The organism is Clostridium sp. UBA4548, from assembly GCF_002387895.1.
Classification (GTDB): Bacteria; Bacillota; Clostridia; order Clostridiales; family Clostridiaceae; genus Clostridium_J.
In genome coordinates this window covers 25,381-51,924 of the sequence record NZ_DGLI01000047.1, presented here as the reverse complement: position 1 = coordinate 51,924, position 26,544 = coordinate 25,381, and the positions used below count along the sequence as shown (strand labels likewise).

Genomic DNA, 26,544 nt, shown 5'->3' with positions numbered 1-26,544 from the left:
AATTTTAAAATTATTTTTTTATAGTTTATAGAAATAGCTTTACATTTTATGGATATATGCTATAATTAAATTGTGTCCAAGCTACCGTTAACTTAATCAAAATAATTCATGCAGGTGTAGTATAATGGTAGTACATTAGCTTCCCAAGCTAATGGCGAGGGTTCGATTCCCTTCACCTGCTCCAATAATTTTAAAAAATCAAAAGCCTTCATTGTGATGGCTTTTAATTTTTTGTATTTTTACACATTTTTTAATTTCTTCTCTAAATCTGACTACAGCATTAATGTTTACACCTTTATTATTAAATTATTTAGCACATGACTTTATTTACTTATATTATCCTTTACTATATAACTTCCTTAAAACTATTTCCTTCAATCATGCTTTTATAATACCCTTTGCCTTTTATTAATTCATTATGACTCCCCATTTCCACAATTTTACCATGACTTAAAACTATAATTTTATCTGCATTTCTAATAGTAGAAAGTCTATGTGCAATGATTAAGGTAGTTCTGTGTTTTGATACCTTTTCAATAACCTGTTGAATTAACTTCTCAGTATGGGTATCAATATTTGCTGTAGCTTCATCTAAAATAAATATAGAGGGTTTATGAGCTAAAGCTCTAGCAAAGGATAGTAATTGCTTTTCCCCAGCTGAAAAAGTGCTACCTCTCTCCATAACTGGAGAATATATACCCTGTGGTAGATTGTTTACAAATTCTAAAGCACAGGTTATTTCTAAAGATTTATTTATAATCTCAATATCAATATTATCATTTAATGATATATTCTTTGCTATGTCACCTGAGAACAAAAATACATCTTGCAACACTACTGAAATATTTCTTCTCAAGTCTTTCTTTCTTATTTCATTTATATTTACACCATCTATTAATATTTCCCCTCTTTGAATAGGATAAAATCCACTTATGAGACTTATTATAGTAGTTTTTCCTGCTCCTGTTTCACCTACAAAGGCAACGGTTTCACCCCTTTTTATAGTAAAACTAACATCTTTTAATATCCAATCCGTCGCATTGTAAGAAAACCAAACATTTCTAAACTCTATATCTCCATTTATATACTCCATGGACCTCCCTAGATCTAAATTTTCAAGGGTATCTTCCTCATCTAATAATTCAAAAATTCTATCTGCAGAAACCAATGCTGATTGTATAGTGGTGTAGTTATCTGCTAAATCTGATATTGGATTAAAAAATTGTTTAATATAGGTTGTAAAAGCGTAAAGCACTCCAATTTCCAAGGTTTGATTATATATTTTTCCCATAGCATACCAAATTAAAATTGCCACAGAAATACTTTGAAACACATCTGAAGCAGGTCTTAATATACTATTCATCCTTACTTGAAACAAAGTACTCTTAAAATACTCACCATTTAACTTTAAAAATTCCTGTTTTTTTTCTTTTTCCCCTCTAAATATTTGAATGATTTTCATTCCTGATATATTCTCAGCCATAAAGCCATTTATTCTTCCAATTAAACTTTTCATCTTAGAAAAATTATTTTTAATTTTATTTTTTAGTAAGAAAACAAACAAAAACATTATGGGTACCAAAGAAATTGAAATTAAAGCTAATTTAATATCTAGCATTGCCATTGCATATACAATACCAATTAATAAAAATACATCTTTAAACAAATTAATAATTACATCAGTATACATTTCACTTAAAGCCGCAACATCATTTGTTGCTCTTGTAATCAGTCTTCCTGATGAGGTTTTATCAAGGTATGATAATGGTAGTAGCTGAATTGTATTAAATACTCTAGTTCTTAGGTCTTTCATAATTTCCTGGGCTGCACTATTTATAAAGTTTACTTGGGAAAATGAGAACATTCCTCCTAAAGCAACGATAAGAAAATACAAAATTCCCATGGAAGTAATTGAGTAAAACATAGACTGAGGTGCCTTATTTATTAAAAAATCATCAATAACTAACTTTAAGATATAAGGTTTTATAAGTTCGGCTGCATTTACAAGCAATACACATAGAGCTGCTAATCCTATTTTTTTAAAGTGAGGGAGAGTTAATGCCAAAAGCCTTTTTAAACTATGGATCTTATAACTTTTACTATTAGAATTATTGTCGTGAGTCTTTATATTGCTCCATATAGGTTTCATAATATATTCCTCCCCTCTTTATAAGTTCATTATGATGTCCTTGTTCATATATTTTTCCATTTTTAAGAACTATAATATAATCCGCATCCTTTATTGCTGATATCCTATGTGCGATTATTAAAGTAGTCTTATCTTTCCTGAATTTTTTTAAATTTTTTAGTATTCTTGACTCAGTTACTGTATCTACAGCAGAAAGAGAGTCATCAAGAATCAGTATGGATGGATTTTTTATTACAGCTCTAGCAATGGAAATCCTTTGCTTTTGTCCACCAGATAGATTTACTCCTCGCTCTCCTAATATGGTATCAAACCCCTTTGGAAAAGTTACAATACTCTCATATATAGAACTAATCTTTGCTGCTTCCTCAACTTCAATATCTTTATAGGTATCTTTGAAAAACTTAATATTATCTTTTATAGATGCTGAAAATAGAAAATTCTCTTGAGGCACATACCCAACGCCTTCTCTTAGTGCCTTAAGAGAATACTCGTTTATATCTATGCCATCTATAAATACTTTTTTATCCTCTACATTGTAAAGTTTTAATAGCAAATTTACCAATGTGGTTTTGCCAGAGCCAGTCTTACCTAAAATCCCCACAGTACTTCCTTGAGGGATTTTGAACCCTATCTCTTCAATAGAATTTTCCTTTGAATTTGGATAGGAAAAACTTAAGTCCCTAAATTCTATCTCACCTTTAAGAGGTTTATCTATACAGATTTTCCCATCTTTTATTTCCGGTTCTACATCGAAGACCTCATTAAGTCTTTTCAGAGAAGCCACACCTCTTTGAAATATGGTTATAACTCGTCCAATTGAATTAATCGGCTTCATAATCATAGTTAAATATCCATTAAATGCAATAAAGTCCCCAAGAGATATACTTCCTACCAAAACCATGTTTCCACCGACAATTAAGTTAGTAGCAAAGCTTATACTAAAGGCAATTTCGATGAAAGGTGAAAGCAACGCAGAAACCCTAATCATTTTTAGATTAGAATCCATCATCTCAATATTTAACTTTTCAAAATTTTTGCTTTCATATTCTTCTTGAACATAGGCCTTAATTACTCTAATTCCATTAATGTTTTCTTGTACCTTATCAGAAATAGCTGCAAAATTTTCTTGTACTATTTTAAATCTTTTCTGAACCTTCTTCCCAATGTTCATCATAAAAATAACAATGAAGGGTATGGGTAGTAAGGTAATTAAAGTAAGCCTCCAATTTATAGTAATGCACATCAAATAAATAGAAATAGCACATATAACTATACCATTTATAGTCATGGCTGTTGCAGGTCCAAATGTCATTCTTACTGCAGAAATATCATTAATGGCATAGGCAATTAAATCACCAGTTTTTCTTTTATTGTAAAACTCTTGTGATAATATTTGGAGATGATCATACAACTTTTCTCTCAGATGACATTCAAGACTCCTTGCATTTGCTACTATAAAATTTCTCCAAGCATAGGTTGTTATAAAAGCACCAATTGCAATAAACAGCATGTACATTACCTTTAGCTTTACTTCATTAAAGCTAAAGCCATTAATTTTTAATACATCAATAGCTTCCCCTAGTACTGTTGGGAAGAGAGATTGAATATATGCAGTTAGAAACATAAATCCAATGCCAATAATATAAGAAACTTTATGATTTTTAATAAAGTCCATTATAATTTTTTTTCCCATCCGCTGCCCCCTAACCTGTTGTAAATAAATGTCTAATATAGTGAACCATATGAGTAAAAAATTCACTATATTAGATAAAAATAAAAAATAAATTTATACTATACTAATAGTATAATTAATATGAAGGTAAAATATCAATGTTGAAAATGATATTTTTCAAAATATTTCTTTTATTGTCTTAAGTCATATTATTCAAATCAGCTCTCCTAGTATTAATTTGTAACAAGTTTAAATTATAATTAAAGTGTATATTTTCCATGGTACAGAGTCACTTTAACTCCTTCCAACTTTAAATTTTAGCTAATAATAAAAGCTATCACAACATAACTTTCATCATATTGCAATAACTTTTATTAAATAGATGCTAATATACCTATTTTTTTACTTCTGTGACACCAGTAACAGAACCATTGCTTTCTAGCTTAAAAGTAGATTTTAACTCTTCACTAGCAAAGTACACATTCCCTTGCACTTTAGCATCTACTATAGAAAAGCCCTTACCTTCTACATAAACATCACCTACAAAAGTTCCTCCTTGTATTCTTGCATCCTCACTTCTAACAATTAACTTAGGTGCTGTTAACGTATACGAAGCAGTTTTGTTTCTATTTTGATCTTGATCGTATAATGCTATCTTACGACCTGCTGGAACTTGTTTTGAAGGATCTTTGGTGTCCTTTTTTGTAAATTCCCCTTCTAAAACTATTTCTTTTTTTGCTTCAAAGTCTCTTTTTAATATAATAATCCAACTTCCATCTTTACTAGTTGCTCTATGCAAAGAATCCTCATCACTTACTATAGAAGGTGATGCAACCACATCTGGTTGTGCATTTTGTTGCTCAGAATTTTGCTGCTGTTGAGTATTTTTCTCTTGTTGTGTTAAATTTTCCTCACCTGGCTTAGTCCCACATCCTACAAGCAAGGTTCCTACAAGAATAGATGATAAAACTACTGACTTTAACCTCATGAAAATACCTCCTTGCATAAATTTATTTCCAATAATCGTGCAAATAGAATTATAGCTTATTCTCTATAAAATAAATTTTTTTCTTCATTTTAGCTATAGTATAATCCTAATTACAGCTTATTATTTTATATTTTCCGCAAATTCTTGCTATAAAATACATACTAAATGAAAAACCTTTCGATGAGTTTATTTAATTTCAAAATTAACACATAGGAAACTGTTTATTATATTTATTCCTAGATTTTAGAGCTGTATTTTGAACAAAATAATAAAAACCTACTCTTTAAGAAGTTCCTTCCGATTTCTTAAAGAGTAGATTTTTATGTAAATAAACTTATATAGTGTTTTTCATACTTTTTACTATAAACAGTATCATTCCTATAGCTGCTATAACGTCTCCAATACTAACAATAAATCTTCCAATAAAATCTATTGGAATAATATCCCCCAAAAAACTTAAATTTGTATTAGAATTAATCAAGTTATATAAACCCTCTGTATGGACATTAGTTGAAAAACCAATAGTTTCTATGGCACTACTACTAACCGGCATTACACCGCCATTGGCAAATATAGCTATAGCATTTAGCATAAATCCTACTCCCATTATTACTATATATTTGTTTTTTTTGTTTACAAAAATAAATGCTAATATAAGGATATACATAATCACATTCATTATATATGTAATTACTCCAGCAGTAATTACTTTTTTTTGGATTAGCATAATAATAACAAATTCTATAATAAACCCAATTATAATTAGGTAAGTTCCCTTCAAATTAATATTTGCTAGGTTTCGCAAGGTTCCCTTTGATATATAACCTAATATAATTCCAGCAATTAAAGCTAAAATGAACATAGTAATTCCCCCTAGATTTTTCTATTAAATAGTAAAAATATAAGTAGAGTTATCAGGCTCTACTTTTTAATATATTTAAATAAACTTCAGCTACCTTGGGATGAAACTGAGTTCCCGAATTGTTTTCTAATTCACTTATAATTTGTTCTTTTGAAAGTCCTCTCCTATAAGGCCTGTCTGTTCCCATAGCATCAACAGCATCTGCAAGTTGAACAATATAAGTATCTAAACTTATTTTTTTCCCCTTCTTGCCCTTTGGATACCCTTTACCATCATATCTTTCATGATGGTATCTTACAATAGGACATATGTAATTTAAATTTTTAACTTTGTATAAAATATTATAGCCTATTTCAGGATGTGCTTTAATTTTATCAAACTCCTCATCAGTGAGTTTTCCTGGCTTATTTAAGATGTTATCGCTTATACCAATTTTACCCACATCATGAAGCATTGCAGCAACAACTAACTTTTCTAATTTCCACTGATTATATTTTAACGCTTTTGCAATCTCTGTAGCTATCTCAGCAACCCTACGGGAGTGCCCCTGTGTATACTCATCCCTTGCCTCAATTGCATTCATTAACGCTTCAACAGTTTGAATATATTGGGACTTAGAATTTATGTACATTGAGAATGTATATCTAACTAATATGATAGGACATATAATAATAATTACTCCTTTATATTTATAATACTCAAATGCTAAAGCTAAAATAATTCCAAAAGGAATCATTGCAATATAATTAAGAATTCCTAATTTTATATTGCTAATATAACAATATAAAATATTTTTGTTTATATAAAAAGATAACATGAATGACATTATAAAATTGCTAAATAAAAAACATATAATACTAAATAATATTAGTGAAAAGATATTCTGAGAAATTCTTACAACATCAAAACTTCCTCCAACCGCAACATAAAAGTAATTCCCAATAAAAATTGGCAATGTGTGCACACAACAATTAAATAGGGTTCCATATAATGGAGTGTTAAAGTAATGATTGTAGGTGCCATCCTCTAATTTTAATATACGACATAAAAAACCTATAATTACAATTATCATAGCTTTGAATGGACCAAACAACACGTATGATGCTAAAGTAATTGCAAATGTTGTACTAAAGGATATTTCTAAATAAATTATAGTAAAAGATTCAGTTAATATTGTTAATACCGCAAAGAATAAAATGTCTTTGTAGTTATTGAAATCAATTGGAATATATCCTAAAAATAGCGAACAAGCAAAAAAAACTAATGTGATTATGTAAATGCAAATAAAAAAACGTCTTTGTTCTATTGGTAAATCTCTCATACCTTGCCCCCAAATTTAAAATCTAAATTTCAAATTATTACCCTATAGTGAATAATACAACGATTTTAAAATCATTTAGGTTTATAGTTTAATTACAAAAAAACTTCTCTATAAACCTAAAGATTTATAAACACCAACTACTTTAACATATTACTTTCTGAATACCCAAGTCATTTGAGATCCACCAGCTATTGCAAGTGCAAGTAATGTCATTAATGCTGGTACAATCCTTTTTATTAACTTCTTCATTTAAAATTCCCCCTTTTAGCTAATTAACAGGGCTTCGCTAAAACCTGCCATATTTGACTCCGCTAAGGGAAAAAGAAAAAAGTAATTGGTGTGAATTAGCTTTTTAACTGATTCTACCTTGTATTCTTCTATTTACTGCATCAAGAGAAGCTTTCGCAATAGCCTCATTTATATCATTTTTAATAATTGCAGCTCCTACCATAGTTTCCTCACCTTCACCGATAACCATGTTCACAATTACAGATACATAATTTACATCTCTACTTGTGGAAACAATTACATCTTGAACATCAAAAACAAAAGGTTGTCCAATTATTTCCTCCACTGCTGCCACTGTTGCATCTGCTACCACTTTACGCCTATTTAAGATAGTTTTGATTGCAGTTTTACTTCCACTAAAATCCTCACCCTCATAACTTAAGGTCACCTTACACTGAATATTATGGTCGCTAGTTTCTACCACAAGTCCCTCGTATTTAATTCTATTTATTACTTTGTAATCTTCTGTATCAATTTGTGCAATACTAATAATCTTTCTGTCAATTCTATAATCGCACACTGCCAATAATACAGTTTCTATATCTCTAACTATTTGCTTCGGAGCTCTATTTGTATTTGCAAGAATATGTATTTCTTGTAAAAGTTCATCATCATGTATTATTTTTACATGGCTAACTCCATTTATTTTACTTATTATTTCATAAAAGGATGAAAAATTCATAGTTAATACCCCTCGTTAATTCTCAACTTCAGTTAAATTATACATTAAATTCCTGAATTCAACAAGATTTTAGTTTGAATAATGAGTAAATTTGTAATATTTTTTTTATTCTTGTATTAATGAGTAATGTTAATTGTATTAATAATTTTATTATTTCTAGTTATACTAAGCTATGTAAACTAAAAATAAATTTTATCCGTATAATAGTTATACCAGTAATTAAAATAAATAAATTAAAATTATAAATTTATGCTCTGCTATTAAAACTTTTAACATTATTAGCATTTAATTTTATTAAGGAGGATTGCCATGAATAAGAAATCTTTACGATTTTTATGTCTTATTTCTACTATTTCTACTTCTATTTCTCTCTTTGGCTGTAGTTTTAATAAAAATAGTGAAGTTCATAAAAAACCATCTATAAGCGAAACTGAAGAATTAGTATCTACCCCCACTTATAGTTTCTCGCAGAATAATGAATTCACCACCAGTTTACCCACTAAGGAAAACAAGAATACTGATACTAACAAAGATGTTGAGAACTTTAAAAACAAATCAAATGAGAGCACTGAAAACACTAAAGTAGATCACTCTAAAAATAATGACGTAAAAAATGATTCTTCAAAGAACAGTAACCCTGAGAAAGACATTAAGGAGCCTAACAAGGATAAGGATACAGCCTCAAATAAAATAGACTATAATAGTTTAAATAACAGCAAAATTAGTTGGTGGTTCAAACCTAATAAGCTTCATGTGACTCCAGAAGTTAATAATAAGCTAAATTTCGAACTAGGCAAATATGATGCTTGTTATGTAGGTGATACTGATAGAAAGGTGCTTTATTTAACTTTTGATGAGGGTTATGAAAATGGGTATACTGGTAAGATTTTAGATACTTTAAAGGAAAATGATGTTAAAGCTATATTTTTCGTTACCTTGCCGTACCTTAAAGGTAATAATGATTTAATTAAAAGAATGGTAGATGAAGGGCATATAGTAGCTAATCATACAAATCACCATCCTTCTATGCCAACAGTAACTGGTAGTGAAGAGAAGTTTAATAAAGAACTAAAGGATGTAGAAGAAGAGTATAAAAGAATTACCGGAAAAGATATGCCTAAATTCTTTAGACCACCTATGGGTGAATACTCTGAAAAAAGTTTAGCAATGACCAAAAACCTAGGATATAAAACTGTATTTTGGAGCTTTGCATATCATGATTGGGATATAAATAAGCAACCTAACCCAGACAAAGCAAAGGCAACCATCTTAGGCGGTCTGCATAACGGTTCTATAATGCTAATTCACGCCGTTTCAAAAACTAACACAGAAATTTTGGATGACATTCTAAAAGAAGCTAAGGCTGAAGGTTATGTTTTTGAACTATTGAACGAAGAATAATGGTCAAATTAATTAATATTAAATGAAGTATTTCATATTAATTATAAATAATACAAAACCCTTAAATTTGAAAAAGTAAAGATACTTCTTTCAAATCTAAGGGTTTATTAAACTTTATAGCAAATCAATGGTTTTTCTACTTATAAAATTTCCATAACCTTTAGGTCCAATAAATTCATTATTCTTTGCAACAATTGTACCTCTAATCATAGTAAGTTCTGGATACCCAATTAGCTCTATGCCTTCATAAGGAGTGTAATCCACATTTTCATGAAGCATAGTCTTAGTTATAGTAAGTTTCTTATGTGGATCTAAAATAACTAAATCTCCATCACAACCTACTGCAATAGTTCCCTTTCTAGGATATAATCCAAATAACTTTGCTGGGTTTGTACTAGTTATTTCTACAAACTTATTTATTGAAATTCTTTTTTTGGATACTCCCTCAGAATATATAAGCCCCATTCTCGGCTCTACTCCTGGTGCTCCATTAGGGCACTTTATAAAGTTCCCCTTCCCCATTTGCTTTTCTTTATTAAAGTTAAAAGGACAATGATCAGTTGCAACAACTTGTATATGACCTTCTTGTATTCCTTTCCATAAAGCTAACTTATTATGCTTTTTCCTAAGTGGAGGACTCATTATATATTTTAACCCTTCATCATTCGGTAACTTGTATTTGTCTTCATCAAAAACTAGATATTGAGGACAGGTTTCGGAATATATATTCTTCTGTCCTCTTTCCTTTGCACTTTTAATGTACTGAAGCCCTAAAGCTGTAGATAGATGCACAATATATAAAGGAGCATCTTCAGCCAATGCAGCAATATTAATCATTCTATTTACTGCTTCACCTTCAGTCTCTTCAGGCCTGCTTTTTCCGTGGTAAACTGGTGTTAATAATCCCCTGTTTTCATAATATCCCCTTAAATAATTAACAATATCATTGTTCTCGCAGTGGACTGTAGTTATGCCTCCTATTTTTTTTAATTTACTCAACACTCTTAATGCCTCATCATCATTAATTTTAAATCCATAAGTAAGATAAATTTTAAAGCTTGGTATTCCACTCATTACAATTTCCTCTAATTCCTTTAAAATTTCTTCATCTACATGTTGAATAACCCCGTGAAAACTATAATCTATAACTGACTTACCTCTGGCAAGTTTGTGGTAAACATCTACTTGGTGCTTAAGATTACACCCCTTTGGTCCAAAAGCCATATGATCAATGACAGTGGTAGTTCCTCCACAAGCAGCAGCAATTGAACCAGTGTAAAAATCATCCACAGCTCTACTTATTCCTACATCTAAGTCAAAATGGGTATGTACATCGATTCCTCCCGGTATTATATACTTTCCCTTAGCATTTATAATCTCTGCACTATTGTTCTCTATATCTATTCCTATCTCTTTAACAATTCCCTGTTCAACGAGTAAATCTCCCTTAAAAGTATCACTTGCAGTAACAATTGTACCATTCTTAATTATATAACTTTTCATTCCTACACCTACTTTCACTAAAATATATGCAGTAGGTTTTAGAAATATTTTTATCTAATGATTATTAATCTTCTTCAAAGTTTACTTTCTTAAAATATAAAATAACCTCTTTATACCTAAAGAAAGTTTCTAACATCAATAGGCAAAGAGGTTATAGTATTTATGATTTTATTTTTCACAATTTTCAATTTAAGTAATACTACTTCTCAATAGCATCAGCTAAACATTCGTCTATGATATCTTCTGTAATTATACCAATTACTATAATGTTTTGTTTTTTCATGTTCTTACCTCCTATTTATCCCTTATAAAATTGTCACAACAAAACAGTATGCTTTTGTCTCTACTCAAGCATATAGGAAGAACAAAATTATTAATTAGTAAGGGATTAGAAGGATATATTCATAATTTATGAATCATTTCATAAAAAGGATTCTATTTTAAAATTCTAATATCTAATATAACTTTGACTTAATAGTTTATATCTTGTAACTATTCTATAAGATTTCTATATTTCTTACAACTTATTAAGTATACCTTATAACAAGTTAAAAAGCAAGTTGTTTTTACTACCAACTCTGGAAAAGGTTTCATAATATGCATAATATATTTTTTTGCAATTATCCAAACTAATTCCTATAGTTTTTTTAATTATTAAAGTCTTTAAGTTGAAATTCTATATTTTACTTTTATATTAAATATATTTCTTATATTTAATGACATAAAAAAAGTAGCAAGAGCTCCTCTAACTACACAATAGTTTTAACTATAAACTTGTACTACTTTAAAAAATTAAGTAAAATATGGGGTGAACGATGGGATTCGAACCCACGACAACCAGAGCCACAATCTGGTGCTCTACCAACTGAACTACGTCCACCACATGGTCGGGGTGACAGGGATTGAACCTGCGACCTCATGGTCCCAAACCACGCGCGCTCCCATCTGCGCTACACCCCGTTAATTAATTTAAACTTATTATCTTTGGAACATCTATTATTCTACATTTTTATTTCTCATTGGTCAATAGCTTTAGTAAATGTTTCACTAGAAAAAATATTTGAAATATTTTAATTTAGTATAAAAACACCCTATAAATCATCTATTGAGTTTCTGATTTATAGGGTAACTTTTCTACACTTCTTACCTTACACTTTTTTACTTACTCAGCTAACTTCATAAGAATTTCATTACTTCTTTTTATAAAGCTAGCCATAGCATCAGCCTCAAGTTGCTTATGACTTATCATAGCCAAATCATAAACATGGTTACAAATCAACCCGACTAACTCCTTCTTTTCTTCATTTCCTTTAAATTCTATGAGCTTACTAATTAAATCATTATTTTTATTAATAACTAAAGTTTCTTCCTGAGGGAACATAGCCCCCACATCCATGCCACCAAACATAGCACTCATTTCAGCCATTCTTCTAGATTGCTCTGAAAGTAATACTATTGCCGGCACATCCTTTGTCTTAAGACTTTCAACAGAGTATTTTAGCTTATCATTATTTAAACATTCTTTAAATATATTCTCTATTTCTTTACTTAATTCCTCATTTACTTCTTCCACATCAGCTTTTAGGATATTGCTTAGATCTGCATCTATGCGATTAAACTGGACTCCCTCTTCATGAGTCTCAAGGAAGCTTATAAAATGGTTGTCTATATTAGAACATTGAATTATAGCATCTAACCCCTGTTCTTTAAATAACTTTATATACTGAGCTTGTTGTTTCTCATCACTTACGTAAATAACCTTATTTTCATGTTTTTCTTTATTAGCTTCAAGGTATTGCTTTAATGTAACATATTCACCCTTAATTGTTTTAAAAATTATAACGTCTTTTACCTTTTCATAGAATTTTTCATCTCTCAAACAACCATACTTAATAAATATGTTAATATCCTTCCAAAACTCATTATATTTTTCTCTTTCATTCTTAAATAGCCCAGTTAATTTGTCTGCAACTTTATTTACAATATGCCTTGATATCTTTGTAACATTGCTATCTTTTTGTAAAAAACTTCTTGATACATTTAGTGGAATATCTTCACAATCTATTACACCTTTTAAAAGCAGTAAAAATTCTGGTATAACCTCTTTAATATTATCCGCAACAAATACTTGATTATTGTATAACTTAACTTCCCCTTCTACTGCTTCAAATTCATGCTTCAGTTTTGGAAAGTATAGTATACCTTTAAGATTGAAAGGGTAGTCTACATTTAAATGGATCCAAAATAAAGGTTCGTTGAAATCCATAAAAACTCTTCTATAAAACTCTTTATATTCTTCATCTGTGCAATCCTTAGGTGATTTCAACCACAAAGGACTTACATCATTAAGTGGAGTTTTATCTTTATTTTCTTTTTCCACTTCTTTCTCATTGTCATTTTCCAAGAAAATTTCTACAGGTAAAAAAGCACAATGTTTATTTATAATTTCTCTTAATTTATATTCCTCTAAAAACTCCTTACTATCTTCACTTATAAACAAAGTGATAGTAGTTCCTCTTTCTTTTCTTTCAGAAGAAGTTATCTGATAATCAGTACCACCTTCACAAACCCATTTAACGGGCTCTGCCCCCTCTACGAAAGATAAGGTATCTATTTCAACCTTGTCGGATACCATGAAAGCAGAGTAAAATCCAAGGCCAAAATGTCCAATAATATTATTTGCCTCATCCATCTTGTCCTTGTATTTAGAAATAAATTCTTCTGCTCCAGAAAAAGCTACTTGATTTATATATTTTTTCACTTCCTCTACAGTCATTCCTATTCCATTATCACTAAATTTAATGGTGTTATTTTCTTTATTTAAGGATACAGAAATTTGGAACTTAGGTTCAGACTCTATTTTAGCCTCACCAATGGAACTTAGTCTTTTAAGTTTACTTATTGCATCTGATCCATTGCTGATAAGTTCCCTAACAAATATATCCTTATCCGAATACAACCATTTTTTAATAATCGGCATAATGTTTTCCGTATGAATTGAAATGTTTCCATTCTCTCTAAGCATATATACACACCTCCAAATGTTTTTCCTAGAATATTTTATAACATTTTTACTTACAAATAAAGTATATTTACAAATTTTGTTTAATTATTCCTAATATCTACATTTAACTTTTGGTTGTTCTTCGCAATTTCCATTCTAATTTTATCTTTTATAAACTCATTATGATACACATTATCTAAATCTATTTTACATCTATTAACTATAGCTAGAAAAGTTACTGCTTTATTAGACTTAAGTAAACTAATAACAGCTTTATCAATCTTTTTATTTATAGAATATATTTCTTTATGAGTTTTCATTTTCTCTAATATATAATTTCTAAGTTCAGGATATTGATTTATTATAAAGGGAGTTATCCCAGCTTTTTTAACTACATTAGCAAATACTAATGTTTCAGCTTTTTCAAGAATGTCTAATATAATTGAATCAATGTGAGCTTTATATTCTTCTACAGTTTTTGTGTGTAATTCCACATTTCTTAGACAATTATCCATGTTTTCACTCCTCATTCGACATTATTTATACTATAATAATATAGCATAATAAGCCAAATGTAAATTATTTCATGGATAAGAAGTTAGTCTATTTAACTCCATTTTTATGCTCTATCTATCTAATTCATAGCTATTAAAGGTGCAATATTAAATCCTGAACTTAATATAACTTCTTTATCTAGATTTTCATCCAAGTGCATACAATAAACTCTCTCCCTTAAGGATTCTTCAATAACTTCGCATAACTTTTTAAAGGGTAGATGTCCTGTCGCTACGTAATCAATAGAGGTCGTATCTTGATAAATATTTTGAATTTCATCCTTCTTTAACTTTTCAATAACTTCTTTTGAGATTCTATTACTATCTCCACTATAATAAACAGTAGTTTTATCTAAGGTTAAATAGAAGCTATAAGCCGGAATAGATTTTGCATGACTTCCTTGTAGATACTCAATAGTAAATTTTCCTAATCCCTTATCAATTTCAGTATTTTTCATCGCAGTTTTTATAATATACATATTCTCCTTTACTCCTACAACTGAAAATAATTTACGGATTAAGGTATTTTCTGGGAAATATATTACAGGCTTAATCTTCAATTTATAATGGCAATAAAATATTAAATCTCCAAGGCTTCCGATATGATCAGGGTGAGTATGGGTAATAATTATATATATTTTAGAAATGTCTTTTAACAACTGAAACTTTTTTAACCTCTCAAAAACTGTTCCTCCACAATCTATTAATATCATAGCACCCTCCTTTTTTATAAACCCACTATTATTCCCCATTTCTGTATTAAATGCACTTCCTATTCCAATAAACTTAAGCATACAATCTCCTCTTTTCGATAAATATGAATCTTATAATTATTTACCTTATATAGTCTTTTAAACTAGTACTTCAGTTTACTTTTTCCACTTTTACTCCTAACTCTAATTAAAATGAACATAAAAATAACGGGAAATCCCGTTATTTAGAAATGTGGTGTTATTTCTTCCCTTTGTATTCTTTTTAAATCTTTTAACCTTAGATGAGTTTCATCCATAATCTTGTTCCAGTCTTCTCCAGCTATCATCATTTCTTTAGCCTTACTATGTAATTCAGATTCTCTTTCTTTTTCCATTAAAATTCCTCCTTTGTTAGCTGTAATAGAATTATTTTATGATTCTTTTAAGGCTATTATTCATATACGAACATATAAAATTTAAAAAAATCTAAAAGAAAAGTCTAAAAGAAATACTTCTGTTGTATTCTTCTAGACTCTTATTTTACTCTGCTTTCGCCCCAGTAGCACCATTACTTTTCATTATTTTTTTCATACCATCTGTTACTTGTATAGTCCCATCAGGCATTACCCACATTGCTTCGACACCCTGGAGACTATCCACAAGTTTACGACTTTCTTCATAAGGAAGTAAAAATGTGGTAGTTGATAAAAAGTCAGCTAACCCTGAATCTTCTGTTACAACTGTTACAGATCTATAGTATTTCCCTGGCATTAATGTTTTAGGATCAATAAGATGATGCATCACTTCACCATTAACAATATAATATCTTTGATAATCTCCACTAGTTACCACTGAAGCGTTGTTAAGGAATATTGTATCAAGAGTATCTTCTCCTTCAGATGCTATAGATTTATCTGGATCTTGAACGCCTATTCCCCAACGTTCTCTAACTCCATCTAATGGTTTCCCAAGAACTCTCACATTTCCTCCAGCACTAATGATTCCAGAAGTTAATCCCTCACTTAGAGCTTTCTTTGCTACAACTTCAGTTGCATACCCCTTAGCTACTGCTCCCACATCTAAGCTCATCCTTTTATCTTGTAAATATACTGTACTTTTTTCTAAATCCACAATAACCTTATCCAAATCAGTATACTTTGTTGCTTCTTTAAGGTCTTCCATAGGTGGAATCTTAGCCTCATCCGGGTTATTACGCCCCTCTTCTCTATAATCATGCCATATACTCAGAACTGAACCCATGGCAATATTAGTTTCTTTACCTGTACGATTATACCACTCTTTTGAAAACATAATTAAATCTATAATATCTTTATCTACTTGTACAGGCTTCACACCAGCATTATCATTTATTGTTTTTATATTGTTTATTCCTTCATAATCATTGTATATATCATATAATTTGTGAAGTCTTTCAAAATCACTATGTATTTTCCCCATATATGTTTTAAATTCTTCCTCTGTTTTAGTATAACCGACAACAGTGGTCATAGTGTTAAAAGTATCAAAAAAACTCTCAGTATATTTTGTATACTCACTTACTGCTTCCTTCTTACATCCAGTAAAAACAAACATGAATAAAAGTATCATCATCAACCCTTTAGTAATTTTCTTCATGTATTTTCCGTGCCTCCTTATTAATAACAGTAAAGTACAAGCTTAGTCAATTATAAACAAAGTTATGTCACTAATCTACTGTTTTTTAGTTTTATTTTGTAATTACTTTTTAGATGATAACTTTTCACCAAATCTCAAATCCACTATATATATATATATTACCTTTATAGATTAATTATCAAAAACTCCCCCACTTATGTGAGGGAGTTTTTATTAAATATTTTATTTTAATTATTAATCTCTATTTGAAACAAAGTTCATACTACTTAGCTTTTTGAGATCCTTCTTCTACAACATCAATATAATCTTGAACAGATACTGTTACAGAAGATTTAAGCTCAGCTACATCTGGCACTGCTGGGTGAGCATCGTCTTTCTTTACTACCTTCATGCCTTTTATTTCATCAACTTTCTTTCCTGCCATCCATTTTTGTAATTCAGCTATTTGTTGATACCACTCTTTTTTGATTGATGAAGCTTTTGCCATTCCATAACCATCACCAAGTTCAACCTTAGTTTTTGGAGCAGTCTTCTTATCTGAAGTTACTTTTCCATCTTTATCATAGTTAACTTTAGTTTGAGCATTATCTATTATGGTTGCCACAACTTTTCCATCCTTATCAAATGCAGTAGTTGCCATTACAGTGTCAACTTGTGCAGTTGGAAGAACTTCTTTTCCATCCTTATCTTTACCTAATGCTTTTGAACTAGAAGTAGACACTTTGTGTCCAAGACCAATCTTTTCAGCCCCTTTAACTTCTATAGAATTTTTATAAGCTTCTTCAACACCAGCTATATATCCCTCTACAGATACTGTAACAGAAGATTTAAGTTCAGCTACATCTGGTACTGATGGATGAGAATCATCTTTCTTAACTACTTTCATAGCCTTTATTTCTTCTACAGTTTTACCAACCATCCACTTTTCTAATTCAGCAATTTGTTGGTACCATTCTTTTTTAATTGAAGAAGCTTTTACCATGCCATAAGCATCGCCAAGCTCAACTTTAGTTTTTCCTTCAGCTTTAATATCAGATTTAAGAGAAAGATCCTTATTGTAATCTACTTTAGTTTGAGCATTATCAATAGTTACCTTTACAACCTTTCCATCCTTATCAAAAGCAGCTGCTACAATAATTGTATCAACTTGTCCAGTTGGAAGAACTTCTTTTCCATCCTTATCAACACCAAGATCTTTAGATTTTTCAACTGATGTTATGTGTCCCATTCCCATTTTTACAATTTTTGATCCACTTGCTCCAGATGAACAACCAGTGAATACAGAAAGAGACATAGTAAGTATTAATGCACTTAATGCTAATTTTTTCATTTTTTACCCTCCACCCCTAAAATAAATGAATTAACATAATTTTCATTCTGCTTAAATTTTAACATATTGTTTATTTATTGACAATATGTTTATTTAAAATTTTCCATTATTATTGCAGTTTTTTTAGTATTAAACTTGATTTTTTAGGAATATAATAGTATTTTAGTATTTTTTTAACTTAATTTTCTTCATATAATTATAATTTATAACAATTAATCTTAATATGCACCCATATTATTTGTAATATATTCATGATTTCTTGTTAATTTTATAGTAATGTTTTTAAATTATTATTTTTTACAAGAAAGCTTTTGTATTTTAATATTGTAAATAATATTAACTAGTTTAATATTGCTTACCCTTAGAAGTAAATCTATTTAAGAATCATCTCATTTATAGATACTTCAGGATTTTTGTACCTACCCTTTTTCTCCGTGCCCTTTCCATATTGAATTGCCCCTGTTGGACAAAGGTGTATGCACGCTAAACACTGAGTACACTTGTTTCCCCATTTAGGTTTACCCTGAACTTTAATGTTAGTGCAATTACACACTTTTTCACAAATTCCACAACTAGTACATTTATCAGAGGCCCAAAACTTTTCTGTGTGAGTTGCTCCTTTATTGAATAGGGGATTTATTATATTAGTTAATAAGCTAGGCATAAATCCTTTTTCTATTTGGAAAACACCTTTATCTCTATTCTCTATTGTTTTGTTTATATTATTAATTATATTTTCTGCTTCTAATAGCTTTTTTCTTTCAACTTCTTTACTATCAACATTCCCCATAATAATGTAGTTATTTGGCATTTTTATAGAAAATCCACTATTTAAAAGCAGTTGTTTTTTACTTAAAGCTCCACTTAATACTTTCATAGCATTACCGATATTTTCTCCACAAGTAGCTATAGAAAATATATAATTATTCTTATAATTGCTTAACTTAAGTTTTTCCACAAACTCTAAGACTTGCTTAGGTGGCGACCATGCATATATAGGATATACAAATCCAATTACCTCATTTTCCTTTAGTTGGTATTCGTATATCTCCTTTTCACTTGTTAATAAGACTGCAATAGAAACCAACTCTTCATTATTTGTTTTTGCAATTCTCTTAGCTACATACAACGAGTTTCCTGTTCCTGAAAAATAAAATATCATAAAATCCCCCATCTTTCATTAAAAATTTAAACTTTAGAAATAGAATACCATAATTATCATTATAAAATAATATGGTTGCTTATGTTATAAATAACTTTTTTCACCTTGGAAATAATAACTTAAGAAATATATATAGAAAGGATGATTAAAGTGAATCATAGAAGCCACATTGATAAAGAAAAACTAAGTAAGGTTCCATCTGGATGTCCATTTGAATATAAGGATGTAGTTAAGGAAAACTTCCCTACTGATGATCACACTGAAGATGGAAAAGTTTTTAAAACTGAAGTTGAACAAGGAATTTATAACAATGTAGAAATACGCAAAGATACAGGAAGTCATATCCTTTATAAAAAGTTATAGTTCAATTATCTACAAAAGAAGCATTACAACCTCTTGTATGCTTCTTTATTTTATAAATATACTCCCTTAAAACACTCCTAAAAACCCTGTTATTAAAACTACCACAGCAAATATCATTCTATATACTGCAAATTTTTTCATTGGCTTTCTTTGTAGGTACGAAATAAACATATCAATAACAATTAATGCTACTAAAAAAGATACTATAAATCCAACTCCTAGAGAAAGTAACTCTAAAGAAGTAAGAGAAAAAAAACCACCAATTTTAATAATTTTTAAGATACTCATCCCAATCATTACTGGTATCGCCAAAAAGAAAGAGAATTCCGCAGCTGCTACTGTAGAAAGCCCCGAAATCCACCCACCAATAATAGTTGATGCTGAACGAGACATACCAGGTATGATAGCCAAACATTGAAACAACCCAACCACAATAGCTTGCTTTGTTGTAATTATCCCATCTCTTTCAAAAGTACTTCTTGCTTTTCCTAAGTTTTTATTTCTAAACTTGCCTTCAGCATATATCATCCATACAGCTCCTAGAAATAACGCAACAGCTACTGGTACAGGAGAAAACAAATATTTATCAGCTAAATCATTTAACATTATCCCAAATATACCACCAGGTACACAAGCTATAAATATCATAAACCAAAATCTAAAACCCGATTTTTCATAACCAACCTTTTGAGGAAAAAAATTTATAAGTGTTTCTTTTATTTTCCCCCAATATAGTACAATTACCGCTAAAATGGCACCTAGTTGTATAACATAGGTATACATCTCAAGATACTTATTGGTTATCCCTTTAAAACCTATTAAATTTTGAAATATTACTAAATGTCCTGTTGATGATATTGGCAAAAATTCTGTTATACCTTCAACAATTCCTAAAAGCACTGATTTTAATATAAAAATTATGTTTTCCAAAAATTATCCCCCTCTAACTTTTATTCTACTCCCATAACTAATAGATCTTCTCTAAAATATATTCATTATATTATATTGCAATTACTATTATTTACTTTGTAAATCTTACAACATTATCAATAGTAAATTTTTCTATTTTCAAGTATAATAGTTTTTAAGGAATTACTATAGATTTATCTCAAGCAAAGGAGGACTTACGATGAAATTAATATCATGGAATGTAAATGGTTTAAGAGCTTGTGTTCAAAAGGGCTTTTTAGATTTTTTTAAAGATGTAGATGCAGATATATTTTGTATTCAAGAGAGCAAATTGCAAGAAGGACAAATCAATCTTGACCTTGAAGGATATCATCAATATTGGAATTATGCAGAAAAAAAAGGGTATTCCGGCACAGCTATATTTACAAAAGTTCAGCCATTAAGTGTGAACTTTGGAATCAACATAGAAGAACATGATAAAGAGGGTAGAGTTATAACTTTAGAATTCAATGATTTCTATATGGTGACTGTTTACACTCCAAACTCTCAAGAAAAATTAGCGAGATTGGATTATAGAATGAAATGGGAAAATGATTTTAGGGAATACCTAAAAAAATTAGATGAAGTTAAGCCAGTGGTTATGTGTGGAGACTTAAACGTAGCTCATGAGGAAATTGACCTAAAAAATCCTAAAAGCAACAGAAAAAATGCAGGCTTTAGCGATGAAGAGAGAGAAAAATTCACCGAATTTTTAGCTAATGGCTTCATAGACACCTTTAGGTATTTCTACCCTGATAAAGAAGGAGCCTATAGTTGGTGGTCCTACAGATTTAATGCTAGGGCTAACAACGCAGGATGGCGTATAGATTACTTTTGTGTTTCAGAAAAACTTAAGGATAACTTAGTTAGTGCTACCATACACTCAGATGTTTTAGGCTCTGACCACTGTCCTGTGGAACTTATATTAAAGTAACCAAAATTCTTACAGAAGTTGAATATGCTTTCAACTTCTGTAATTCACTTCTCTTTTCTTTCTTCTATTCATACGGCTACAATAAATTTATTAAAGCCCTTACATATGATTAACCTAGTTAACTAGGTTAATTTACAAATATATTTTCACAATTTGTCTTTGCTATTCTACTTGAGTCAATAATCTTTTCATTATATCCTTTAGCTTTAACTCCCCAAACTCTTCATCTGCCACAGCTACAACTAATTTTATTGTATCATCCGCATCCCACTTGTAAGCTTTAGATTGGAGCATAGCTTCTTCAGGTATAAATTCTTCTATATCAATTACCATCTCTTCTGCAAGACTTAAATACTCTTCGAATAATTCATCTTCTTCTATTTCTTCTAAATTATAGTCTTCTTCTATTATTTCTTTTAAAACAGATACATCAACACTTAGATTAAAGGCCAAAACATCTTCTCTTTTAGTTCCTTTGCTCATATCCTTCACTACTTTAAAATCTGTATTTGATTCAATAATCTCCTTTATTTCTTTGCTATCAACAACTGTATTTCCTAATGCTATGTACATAAACTCCACTCCTAATTTAAGATTTATTATAAATTATAGCACAAATTAATAAAATATATTAATTTCAACTGCATTCTAAGTTCTGAAACTAATTTTACAATAAATCTATTCTTTGTTGGTTATATAAAAAGGTTTCTTATGATATATAAGAATCTCAATTAAAATATAACAATATATGTTCTAACTTTATATGAAAAAATAAAAGCAGAGTAAAATTACTCTGCTTTGTATATTACCTATTCTGTTGTGAATGGTAGTAATGCTATGTTTCTAGCTCTCTTAATAGCTACAGTAAGCATTCTTTGATGCTTAGCACAAGTTCCAGAAATTCTTCTTGGCAATATTTTACCCTTTTCTGTAACATATTTTTTTAATTTAAAAATATCTTTGTAGTCTATTGCAGTAGCTTTATCGATACAGAATGAACAAACTTTTCTTTTTGGTCTTCTTCTGTTACCGCCTCTATTTCTATCAAAAGCCATAGTTTTCTCCTCCTTACCTATTTTTAGAATGGTATGTCCTCTCCATCATCCATAGGAGTTATGTCAGAGTTTCCTCCAAAATAATCATCTGGTATCGATGGCGATCCATAACCGTTAGAATTCGTATCATTTCCTGATGTTTTATTTCCACCCCACTCAAGGAAGTGTACTTCATCAGCAACTACTTCAGTAACATATCTTTTCGTACCATCTTTAGCATCATAAGAACGAGTTTCAATTCTGCCACTTACACTAAGCTGTTTACCTTTGCTCATGTAATTTGCAGTGCTTTCAGCTTGCTTTCCCCATACAACTACAGGAATGAAGTCAGCTTCAGGCTGCCCCTCTTTCTTAAATCTTCTATTAACAGCAAGTGTAAAAGTGGTTACAGCTGTTCCTGTACCTGGTGTAAATTTCAACTCAGGATCCTTGGTTAATCTTCCAATTAAAACAACTTTATTCATGTTTCCACCTACCTACTAGTTTTCTGGATTAATTATGATATGTCTTATAACACTGTCAGTAATTCTGAATACTCTGTCTAACTCTTTAGGTAATTCAGCATTAGCTTTGAAGTTGATTAATGTGTAGAAACCTTCGTTAACTTTAGCTATTTCATAGGCTAATTTTCTTCTGCCCCATAGGTCAACGCTTTCGATTTCTCCTCCATTATTCTCTATTACACCTTTAAATTTTTCGATGTTAGCTTTAACAGCCTCCTCGTCTAATGATGGGTGTAATATGAAAATAGTTTCATATGCTCTCATTAGTTTCACCTCCTCCCCTTGGACTAACGGCTGTGCATTACACAGCAGGGATTCCATTTATATACTCTATCACTTATTTAAGATAAAATCAAGCATTTTTTTTATTTTTTACATAATTCATAAGTTTTTTAGGTTAATCTTAAAATTTAACTTCTATCTCCTCCAATTCTAGTATCTAAAGTTTCAGCTTTGAATAAAAGGGATTTTCATCTTACAAACCTATGAGTTGCACAATTGGAATTTACCATCATTCATGTTTATTCTACAGCTACCACCCCTACTTAGACTTCCAAATAATATTTCATCAACTAAAATAGACTTTAACTCAGAATTTATTACTCTTATAATTTCCCTAGCACCGAACTCTTTTGAATTCCCTTTTTGTGCTATATTCTGAACTACTTCCTGATGAAACTCTACATTTACATTCTTTTTCAATAACAACTGTTTAAAATTCTCTAATTCTTTTATTGTTATATTAATTGCCATGGTTTCATCTATATGATTAAATACTACTACTTTATCAAATCTATTTCTAAATTCAGGAGAAAACACCTTATTAACTTCTTCCATTATAGCTTCGCCCTTAATTTCTCTATCTCCAAAGCCTATAACACTCTTACCAATGTTCTTCGCTCCTGCATTAGAAGTCATTATTATGATAACATTTCTGAAGTCTGCCTTCCTACCTTGATTATCCGTAAGAGTTGCATAATCCATAACTTGTAAAAGTACATTAAGTATATCACCATGAGCCTTTTCAACTTCATCAAGAAGAAGCACACAGTTAGGTTTTTTTCTTATGGTATCAGTAAGAAGTCCTCCTTCTTCATAACCTACATACCCTGGTGGAGAACCTATTAGTTTAGATGCTGCATGTTTTTCCATGTACTCACTCATATCAAATCTCACTAAATCAATTCCTAGGTTTTTAGCTAAAGTTCTTGCAATTTCTGTTTTTCCTACTCCAGTAGGACCTACAAATAACATAGAAGCAACGGGCTTGTTTTCATCCTTTAGCCCTGCCCTAGACATTTTTATGCATCTTACTGCCTGCTCAATTGCCCTATCTTGACCAAATATACTTTTCTTTAATTCACTTTCCATATTCTTAAGAGCTTCTATTTCATTTCCTTCTACTGTTTCCTGTGGAATATTGCATACTTTAGCTATGGTTTTTTCTATTATAAATTCATCTATAATTGGAGTTTCCTCTTTCCTTTCCATAGCTATTAAAGCTCCAGCTTCATCTATAATGTCCAGAGCCTTATCTGGTAGAAATCTATCATTTATATACTTATGACTTAAATTTACTGCAGCTTTAATCCCCTCCTCTGTGAATTTCACTCCGTGATAGACCTCATAATGTTCCTTAAGCCCCTTTAAAATTTCAATTGTTTCCTCCACTGTAGGCTCATTTACTTGTATGGTTTGGAATCTTCTTATTAAGGCCTTGTCTTTTTCAAAATACTTTTTATATTCATCAAAAGTTGTAGCCCCTATAAATTTAATCCTTCCTTCTAGCAAGTAAGGCTTTAATAGGTTTGAAGCATCTAAAGAGCCATTGCCAAGAGATCCAGCACCTACTATATTATGTATCTCATCAATATATACTATTGGGTTTTCATGATTTTTAATCTGGTGTAAAACCTTCTTTATTCTTTCTTCAAAATCTCCTCTATACTTTGTGCCCGCTAACATTGAACCTATATCTAAAGAAAAAACTTCTGCCCCTTGAAGCTTGCTTGGCACTTTACCTTCATTAATAAGCTTTGCAAGCCCTAAAATTATAGCAGTTTTCCCAACTCCTGGTTCCCCAACATGAATAGGATTATTTTTTGTTTTTCTGCAAAGAATCTGAATTGTCCTATCTAAGATATCCTTTCTTCCTATAAGAGGCTCATCTTCTTTTTCTCTTGCAAGGTCTGTTAAGTTTAAAGTATATTTTTCTATAAAAGATGCATTTTTTAACTTTCTTCTATTTTCCTGTTCATAGCTTTCTTCAAAATCCTCTTCCTCTAGATAACGCTCTTCTTCCCAGAAGTTGTCATCATTACTTTCCTCTTCACTCAAATCTACTAGTTCTTCACTACTTTCGTGACATAGATTAAATAATAAGGTGCTTTTTTCAAGTCCTTGCTCTTTTAAATAATAAGCTGCGTAACTTTCTTCCAAATCATAAATTGCAGCCATGATATGTTCTATACTGATATATTCATGACCACTTGCCATAGCTTGATTTGCAGCTCTTATTATTACCTGCTGCATAGCAAAACTTTGTTGCGGTTCTACGCCATCACCTTTTGATATATATTCATCAATATACCATTTAAGATTTTCTTTAAGCTCCTCTATACTACAGCCACAGTTCTCCAGTACCTGTGCAAACTCTTCATAGTCTAGAGCCTTGTATAAAGCATGCTCCGGTGTTAAGAATTCATCTCCACTGGCCTTTGCCATATCATAAGCATCTAATATTATGTCATTTACTAGCTTTTTTAATTTCATATCTTACTCCTCTTCCACAGAAAGCTTAAAAGGAAATCCCTGTTCCTTTGCAATAGTCATAGCTGTAGATGCCTTAGACACCGCAATGTCATAAGGATAAATTCCAGCTATTCCATTTCCTTTTTTGTGGACATCTATCATTATTTTATTTGCTTCTTCAATTTTTCTATTAAAAATATTAACTAATACGTCCACCACAAATTCCATAGTAGTGAAATCATCGTTATGCATTACTACCTTATATAGTTTAGGCTTCTTTATTTTAATTTTATTTTTTTCTTTAATATCTATATTACTCTCCACAAAATTCCCTCCTAAAACCTATTTAACATATTATATCAATTCTACCCTATTACTTACCAGTATGCTTTTACATTCTACAGTAAAAACTATTCTTATGATTACATTGAAATTAATTATAGCAAAACTTTTAAATCTAGGTTCTAAAATAAACTTTTTATTAACTATTTAAAAATATCATAAAAGCTTATATAGACAAAATGCAACACTTTATCAGCTAATTCAACAATATAATTTCAAGTAATTATAATATCTATAAAAGGGGGCAATTAAAAATGACAAAATCCAGTTGTAATGAACGAAAAAAGAAATTAGCTAAACCAGACCCAACAAGTGATGGTTATAGCCGTTCTATGCTTAACAAAGCCAATGCACACAGCCCTTATGGCAAAGATGAACCATCAACTCGTACAGAATTTAAATAAG

General features: G+C 30.2%; 25 protein-coding genes and 3 tRNA genes. 5 read left to right on the top strand and 23 right to left on the bottom strand.

The genetic code is table 11. The features are described from left to right. Positions 1-110: 110 nt before the first annotated feature. Positions 111-184 (top strand) — tRNA-Gly (locus B3040_RS17510). Positions 185-346: 162 nt separating this feature from the next. On the opposite strand, the gene B3040_RS17505 is transcribed toward B3040_RS17510, so the two are convergent. From B3040_RS17505 to B3040_RS17480, 6 genes are all read right to left on the bottom strand, one after another. Further along, complete coding sequence (locus tag B3040_RS17505; RefSeq protein ID WP_291576162.1) at positions 347-2,149, bottom strand: ABC transporter ATP-binding protein; 1,803 nt, start codon at positions 2,147-2,149, stop codon at positions 347-349. Further along, positions 2,109-3,842, bottom strand: coding sequence for an ABC transporter ATP-binding protein (locus tag B3040_RS17500; RefSeq protein ID WP_291576160.1), 1,734 nt, complete (start codon positions 3,840-3,842; stop codon positions 2,109-2,111). Before B3040_RS17500 ends, B3040_RS17505 begins: the two co-directional genes overlap by 41 nt. Before the next feature lie 373 nt (positions 3,843-4,215). After that, positions 4,216-4,809: a hypothetical protein gene (locus tag B3040_RS17495; protein WP_291576158.1), complete on the bottom strand. Its 594-nt coding sequence runs from the start codon at positions 4,807-4,809 to the stop codon at positions 4,216-4,218. Between the two features lie 334 nt (positions 4,810-5,143). Continuing rightward, positions 5,144-5,671, bottom strand: a complete 528-nt coding sequence (locus B3040_RS17490) for a DUF5317 family protein (protein WP_017416973.1) — start codon at positions 5,669-5,671, stop codon at positions 5,144-5,146. Positions 5,672-5,723: 52 nt separating this feature from the next. After that, positions 5,724-6,992 (bottom strand): HD-GYP domain-containing protein, encoded by a 1,269-nt coding sequence (locus B3040_RS17485; RefSeq protein ID WP_291576156.1) that lies wholly within the window; start codon positions 6,990-6,992, stop codon positions 5,724-5,726. Positions 6,993-7,344: 352 nt separating this feature from the next. Continuing rightward, a complete protein-coding gene (locus B3040_RS17480) occupies positions 7,345-7,962 on the bottom strand; it encodes a hypothetical protein (protein ID WP_291576153.1) in 618 nt (205 codons plus the stop codon). A 309-nt stretch (positions 7,963-8,271) separates the two neighbouring features. Here B3040_RS17480 and pdaA point away from each other — a divergent pair, with 309 nt between their 5' ends. Then, positions 8,272-9,363 carry a delta-lactam-biosynthetic de-N-acetylase gene (pdaA, locus tag B3040_RS17475; RefSeq protein ID WP_291576151.1) on the top strand — a complete coding sequence of 364 codons (1,092 nt, stop codon included), beginning with the start codon at positions 8,272-8,274 and terminating at the stop codon, positions 9,361-9,363. Positions 9,364-9,477: 114 nt separating this feature from the next. Here the strand turns inward: pdaA and hydA are convergent, their stop codons facing one another. The 10 genes from hydA to B3040_RS17425 form a co-directional block, all read right to left on the bottom strand. Further along, positions 9,478-10,866, bottom strand: coding sequence for a dihydropyrimidinase (gene hydA, locus B3040_RS17470; RefSeq protein ID WP_291576149.1), 1,389 nt, complete (start codon positions 10,864-10,866; stop codon positions 9,478-9,480). A gap of 804 nt (positions 10,867-11,670) precedes the next feature. After that, positions 11,671-11,746 (bottom strand) — tRNA-His (locus B3040_RS17465). Between the two features lie 4 nt (positions 11,747-11,750). Beyond that, positions 11,751-11,826, bottom strand: a tRNA-Pro gene (locus tag B3040_RS17460). Positions 11,827-12,028: 202 nt separating this feature from the next. Next, positions 12,029-13,891, bottom strand: coding sequence for a molecular chaperone HtpG (gene htpG / locus B3040_RS17455; protein ID WP_291576147.1), 1,863 nt, complete (start codon positions 13,889-13,891; stop codon positions 12,029-12,031). Between the two features lie 80 nt (positions 13,892-13,971). Then, positions 13,972-14,385, bottom strand: a complete 414-nt coding sequence (locus B3040_RS17450; protein ID WP_291576145.1) for a hypothetical protein — start codon at positions 14,383-14,385, stop codon at positions 13,972-13,974. 119 nt (positions 14,386-14,504) lie between these two features. Continuing rightward, a complete protein-coding gene (locus tag B3040_RS17445; protein WP_291576143.1) occupies positions 14,505-15,218 on the bottom strand; it encodes an MBL fold metallo-hydrolase in 714 nt (237 codons plus the stop codon). Between the two features lie 143 nt (positions 15,219-15,361). Next, positions 15,362-15,511, bottom strand: a complete 150-nt coding sequence (locus tag B3040_RS17440; protein ID WP_291576141.1) for a hypothetical protein — start codon at positions 15,509-15,511, stop codon at positions 15,362-15,364. 145 nt (positions 15,512-15,656) lie between these two features. After that, a complete protein-coding gene (locus tag B3040_RS17435; RefSeq protein ID WP_291576139.1) occupies positions 15,657-16,751 on the bottom strand; it encodes an FAD:protein FMN transferase in 1,095 nt (364 codons plus the stop codon). A gap of 262 nt (positions 16,752-17,013) precedes the next feature. Next, the gene (locus B3040_RS17430) at positions 17,014-18,081 is read right to left on the bottom strand and encodes a hypothetical protein (RefSeq protein WP_291576137.1); all 1,068 of its coding nucleotides are present in this window, start codon (positions 18,079-18,081) and stop codon (positions 17,014-17,016) included. Between the two features lie 373 nt (positions 18,082-18,454). Beyond that, positions 18,455-19,243 (bottom strand): EFR1 family ferrodoxin, encoded by a 789-nt coding sequence (locus tag B3040_RS17425; protein ID WP_291576135.1) that lies wholly within the window; start codon positions 19,241-19,243, stop codon positions 18,455-18,457. A 141-nt stretch (positions 19,244-19,384) separates the two neighbouring features. On the opposite strand from B3040_RS17425, the gene B3040_RS17420 reads away from it, so the two are divergent. Continuing rightward, entirely contained in the window at positions 19,385-19,606 is a 222-nt protein-coding gene (locus tag B3040_RS17420) for a hypothetical protein (protein ID WP_291576133.1), read from the top strand. 66 nt (positions 19,607-19,672) lie between these two features. Here B3040_RS17420 and B3040_RS17415 read toward each other — a convergent pair whose 3' ends face one another. Then, positions 19,673-20,536: an undecaprenyl-diphosphate phosphatase gene (locus B3040_RS17415; RefSeq protein ID WP_291576131.1), complete on the bottom strand. Its 864-nt coding sequence runs from the start codon at positions 20,534-20,536 to the stop codon at positions 19,673-19,675. Between the two features lie 199 nt (positions 20,537-20,735). On the opposite strand from B3040_RS17415, the gene B3040_RS17410 reads away from it, so the two are divergent. Continuing rightward, positions 20,736-21,488, top strand: a complete 753-nt coding sequence (locus B3040_RS17410) for an exodeoxyribonuclease III (RefSeq protein WP_291576129.1) — start codon at positions 20,736-20,738, stop codon at positions 21,486-21,488. A 162-nt stretch (positions 21,489-21,650) separates the two neighbouring features. Here the strand turns inward: B3040_RS17410 and B3040_RS17405 are convergent, their stop codons facing one another. From B3040_RS17405 to B3040_RS17380, 6 genes are all read right to left on the bottom strand, one after another. Beyond that, on the bottom strand, positions 21,651-22,061 hold the full coding sequence (locus tag B3040_RS17405; protein ID WP_291576127.1) for a hypothetical protein: 411 nt from the start codon (positions 22,059-22,061) through the stop codon (positions 21,651-21,653). A 236-nt stretch (positions 22,062-22,297) separates the two neighbouring features. Next, entirely contained in the window at positions 22,298-22,543 is a 246-nt protein-coding gene (gene rpsR / locus B3040_RS17400) for a 30S ribosomal protein S18 (protein WP_017416956.1), read from the bottom strand. A 23-nt stretch (positions 22,544-22,566) separates the two neighbouring features. Beyond that, entirely contained in the window at positions 22,567-23,007 is a 441-nt protein-coding gene (locus B3040_RS17395; RefSeq protein ID WP_017416955.1) for a single-stranded DNA-binding protein, read from the bottom strand. Positions 23,008-23,022: 15 nt separating this feature from the next. Beyond that, positions 23,023-23,310: a 30S ribosomal protein S6 gene (gene rpsF / locus B3040_RS17390; RefSeq protein ID WP_017416954.1), complete on the bottom strand. Its 288-nt coding sequence runs from the start codon at positions 23,308-23,310 to the stop codon at positions 23,023-23,025. Positions 23,311-23,529: 219 nt separating this feature from the next. Then, the gene (clpA, locus tag B3040_RS17385) at positions 23,530-25,818 is read right to left on the bottom strand and encodes an ATP-dependent Clp protease ATP-binding subunit ClpA (protein WP_291576122.1); all 2,289 of its coding nucleotides are present in this window, start codon (positions 25,816-25,818) and stop codon (positions 23,530-23,532) included. Between the two features lie 3 nt (positions 25,819-25,821). Continuing rightward, complete coding sequence (locus B3040_RS17380; protein WP_017416952.1) at positions 25,822-26,121, bottom strand: ATP-dependent Clp protease adaptor ClpS; 300 nt, start codon at positions 26,119-26,121, stop codon at positions 25,822-25,824. 272 nt (positions 26,122-26,393) lie between these two features. Here B3040_RS17380 and B3040_RS17375 point away from each other — a divergent pair, with 272 nt between their 5' ends. Further along, positions 26,394-26,543: a hypothetical protein gene (locus tag B3040_RS17375; protein WP_017416951.1), complete on the top strand. Its 150-nt coding sequence runs from the start codon at positions 26,394-26,396 to the stop codon at positions 26,541-26,543. The last annotated feature ends 1 nt before the right edge of the window (position 26,544 follow it).

Coding starts and splice junctions, on each gene's coding strand:
- B3040_RS17435 (WP_291576139.1), bottom strand. CDS start 16,751: ATGAAGAAAATTACTAAAGGGTTGATGATGATACTTTTATTCATGTTT.
- B3040_RS17505 (WP_291576162.1), bottom strand. CDS start 2,149: ATGAAACCTATATGGAGCAATATAAAGACTCACGACAATAATTCTAAT.
- B3040_RS17405 (WP_291576127.1), bottom strand. CDS start 22,061: ATGTACATAGCATTAGGAAATACAGTTGTTGATAGCAAAGAAATAAAG.
- pdaA (WP_291576151.1), top strand. CDS start 8,272: ATGAATAAGAAATCTTTACGATTTTTATGTCTTATTTCTACTATTTCT.
- B3040_RS17490 (WP_017416973.1), bottom strand. CDS start 5,671: ATGTTCATTTTAGCTTTAATTGCTGGAATTATATTAGGTTATATATCA.
- htpG (WP_291576147.1), bottom strand. CDS start 13,891: ATGCTTAGAGAGAATGGAAACATTTCAATTCATACGGAAAACATTATG.
- B3040_RS17450 (WP_291576145.1), bottom strand. CDS start 14,385: ATGGATAATTGTCTAAGAAATGTGGAATTACACACAAAAACTGTAGAA.
- B3040_RS17430 (WP_291576137.1), bottom strand. CDS start 18,081: ATGAAAAAATTAGCATTAAGTGCATTAATACTTACTATGTCTCTTTCT.
- B3040_RS17495 (WP_291576158.1), bottom strand. CDS start 4,809: ATGAGGTTAAAGTCAGTAGTTTTATCATCTATTCTTGTAGGAACCTTG.
- B3040_RS17480 (WP_291576153.1), bottom strand. CDS start 7,962: ATGAATTTTTCATCCTTTTATGAAATAATAAGTAAAATAAATGGAGTT.
- B3040_RS17445 (WP_291576143.1), bottom strand. CDS start 15,218: ATGCTTAAGTTTATTGGAATAGGAAGTGCATTTAATACAGAAATGGGG.
- hydA (WP_291576149.1), bottom strand. CDS start 10,866: ATGAAAAGTTATATAATTAAGAATGGTACAATTGTTACTGCAAGTGAT.
- B3040_RS17425 (WP_291576135.1), bottom strand. CDS start 19,243: ATGATATTTTATTTTTCAGGAACAGGAAACTCGTTGTATGTAGCTAAG.
- B3040_RS17440 (WP_291576141.1), bottom strand. CDS start 15,511: ATGGAAAAAGAAAGAGAATCTGAATTACATAGTAAGGCTAAAGAAATG.
- rpsR (WP_017416956.1), bottom strand. CDS start 22,543: ATGGCTTTTGATAGAAATAGAGGCGGTAACAGAAGAAGACCAAAAAGA.
- B3040_RS17375 (WP_017416951.1), top strand. CDS start 26,394: ATGACAAAATCCAGTTGTAATGAACGAAAAAAGAAATTAGCTAAACCA.
- B3040_RS17500 (WP_291576160.1), bottom strand. CDS start 3,842: ATGGGAAAAAAAATTATAATGGACTTTATTAAAAATCATAAAGTTTCT.
- B3040_RS17395 (WP_017416955.1), bottom strand. CDS start 23,007: ATGAATAAAGTTGTTTTAATTGGAAGATTAACCAAGGATCCTGAGTTG.
- B3040_RS17485 (WP_291576156.1), bottom strand. CDS start 6,992: ATGAGAGATTTACCAATAGAACAAAGACGTTTTTTTATTTGCATTTAC.
- B3040_RS17420 (WP_291576133.1), top strand. CDS start 19,385: ATGATTAAAGTGAATCATAGAAGCCACATTGATAAAGAAAAACTAAGT.
- B3040_RS17410 (WP_291576129.1), top strand. CDS start 20,736: ATGAAATTAATATCATGGAATGTAAATGGTTTAAGAGCTTGTGTTCAA.
- clpA (WP_291576122.1), bottom strand. CDS start 25,818: ATGAAATTAAAAAAGCTAGTAAATGACATAATATTAGATGCTTATGAT.
- rpsF (WP_017416954.1), bottom strand. CDS start 23,310: ATGAGAGCATATGAAACTATTTTCATATTACACCCATCATTAGACGAG.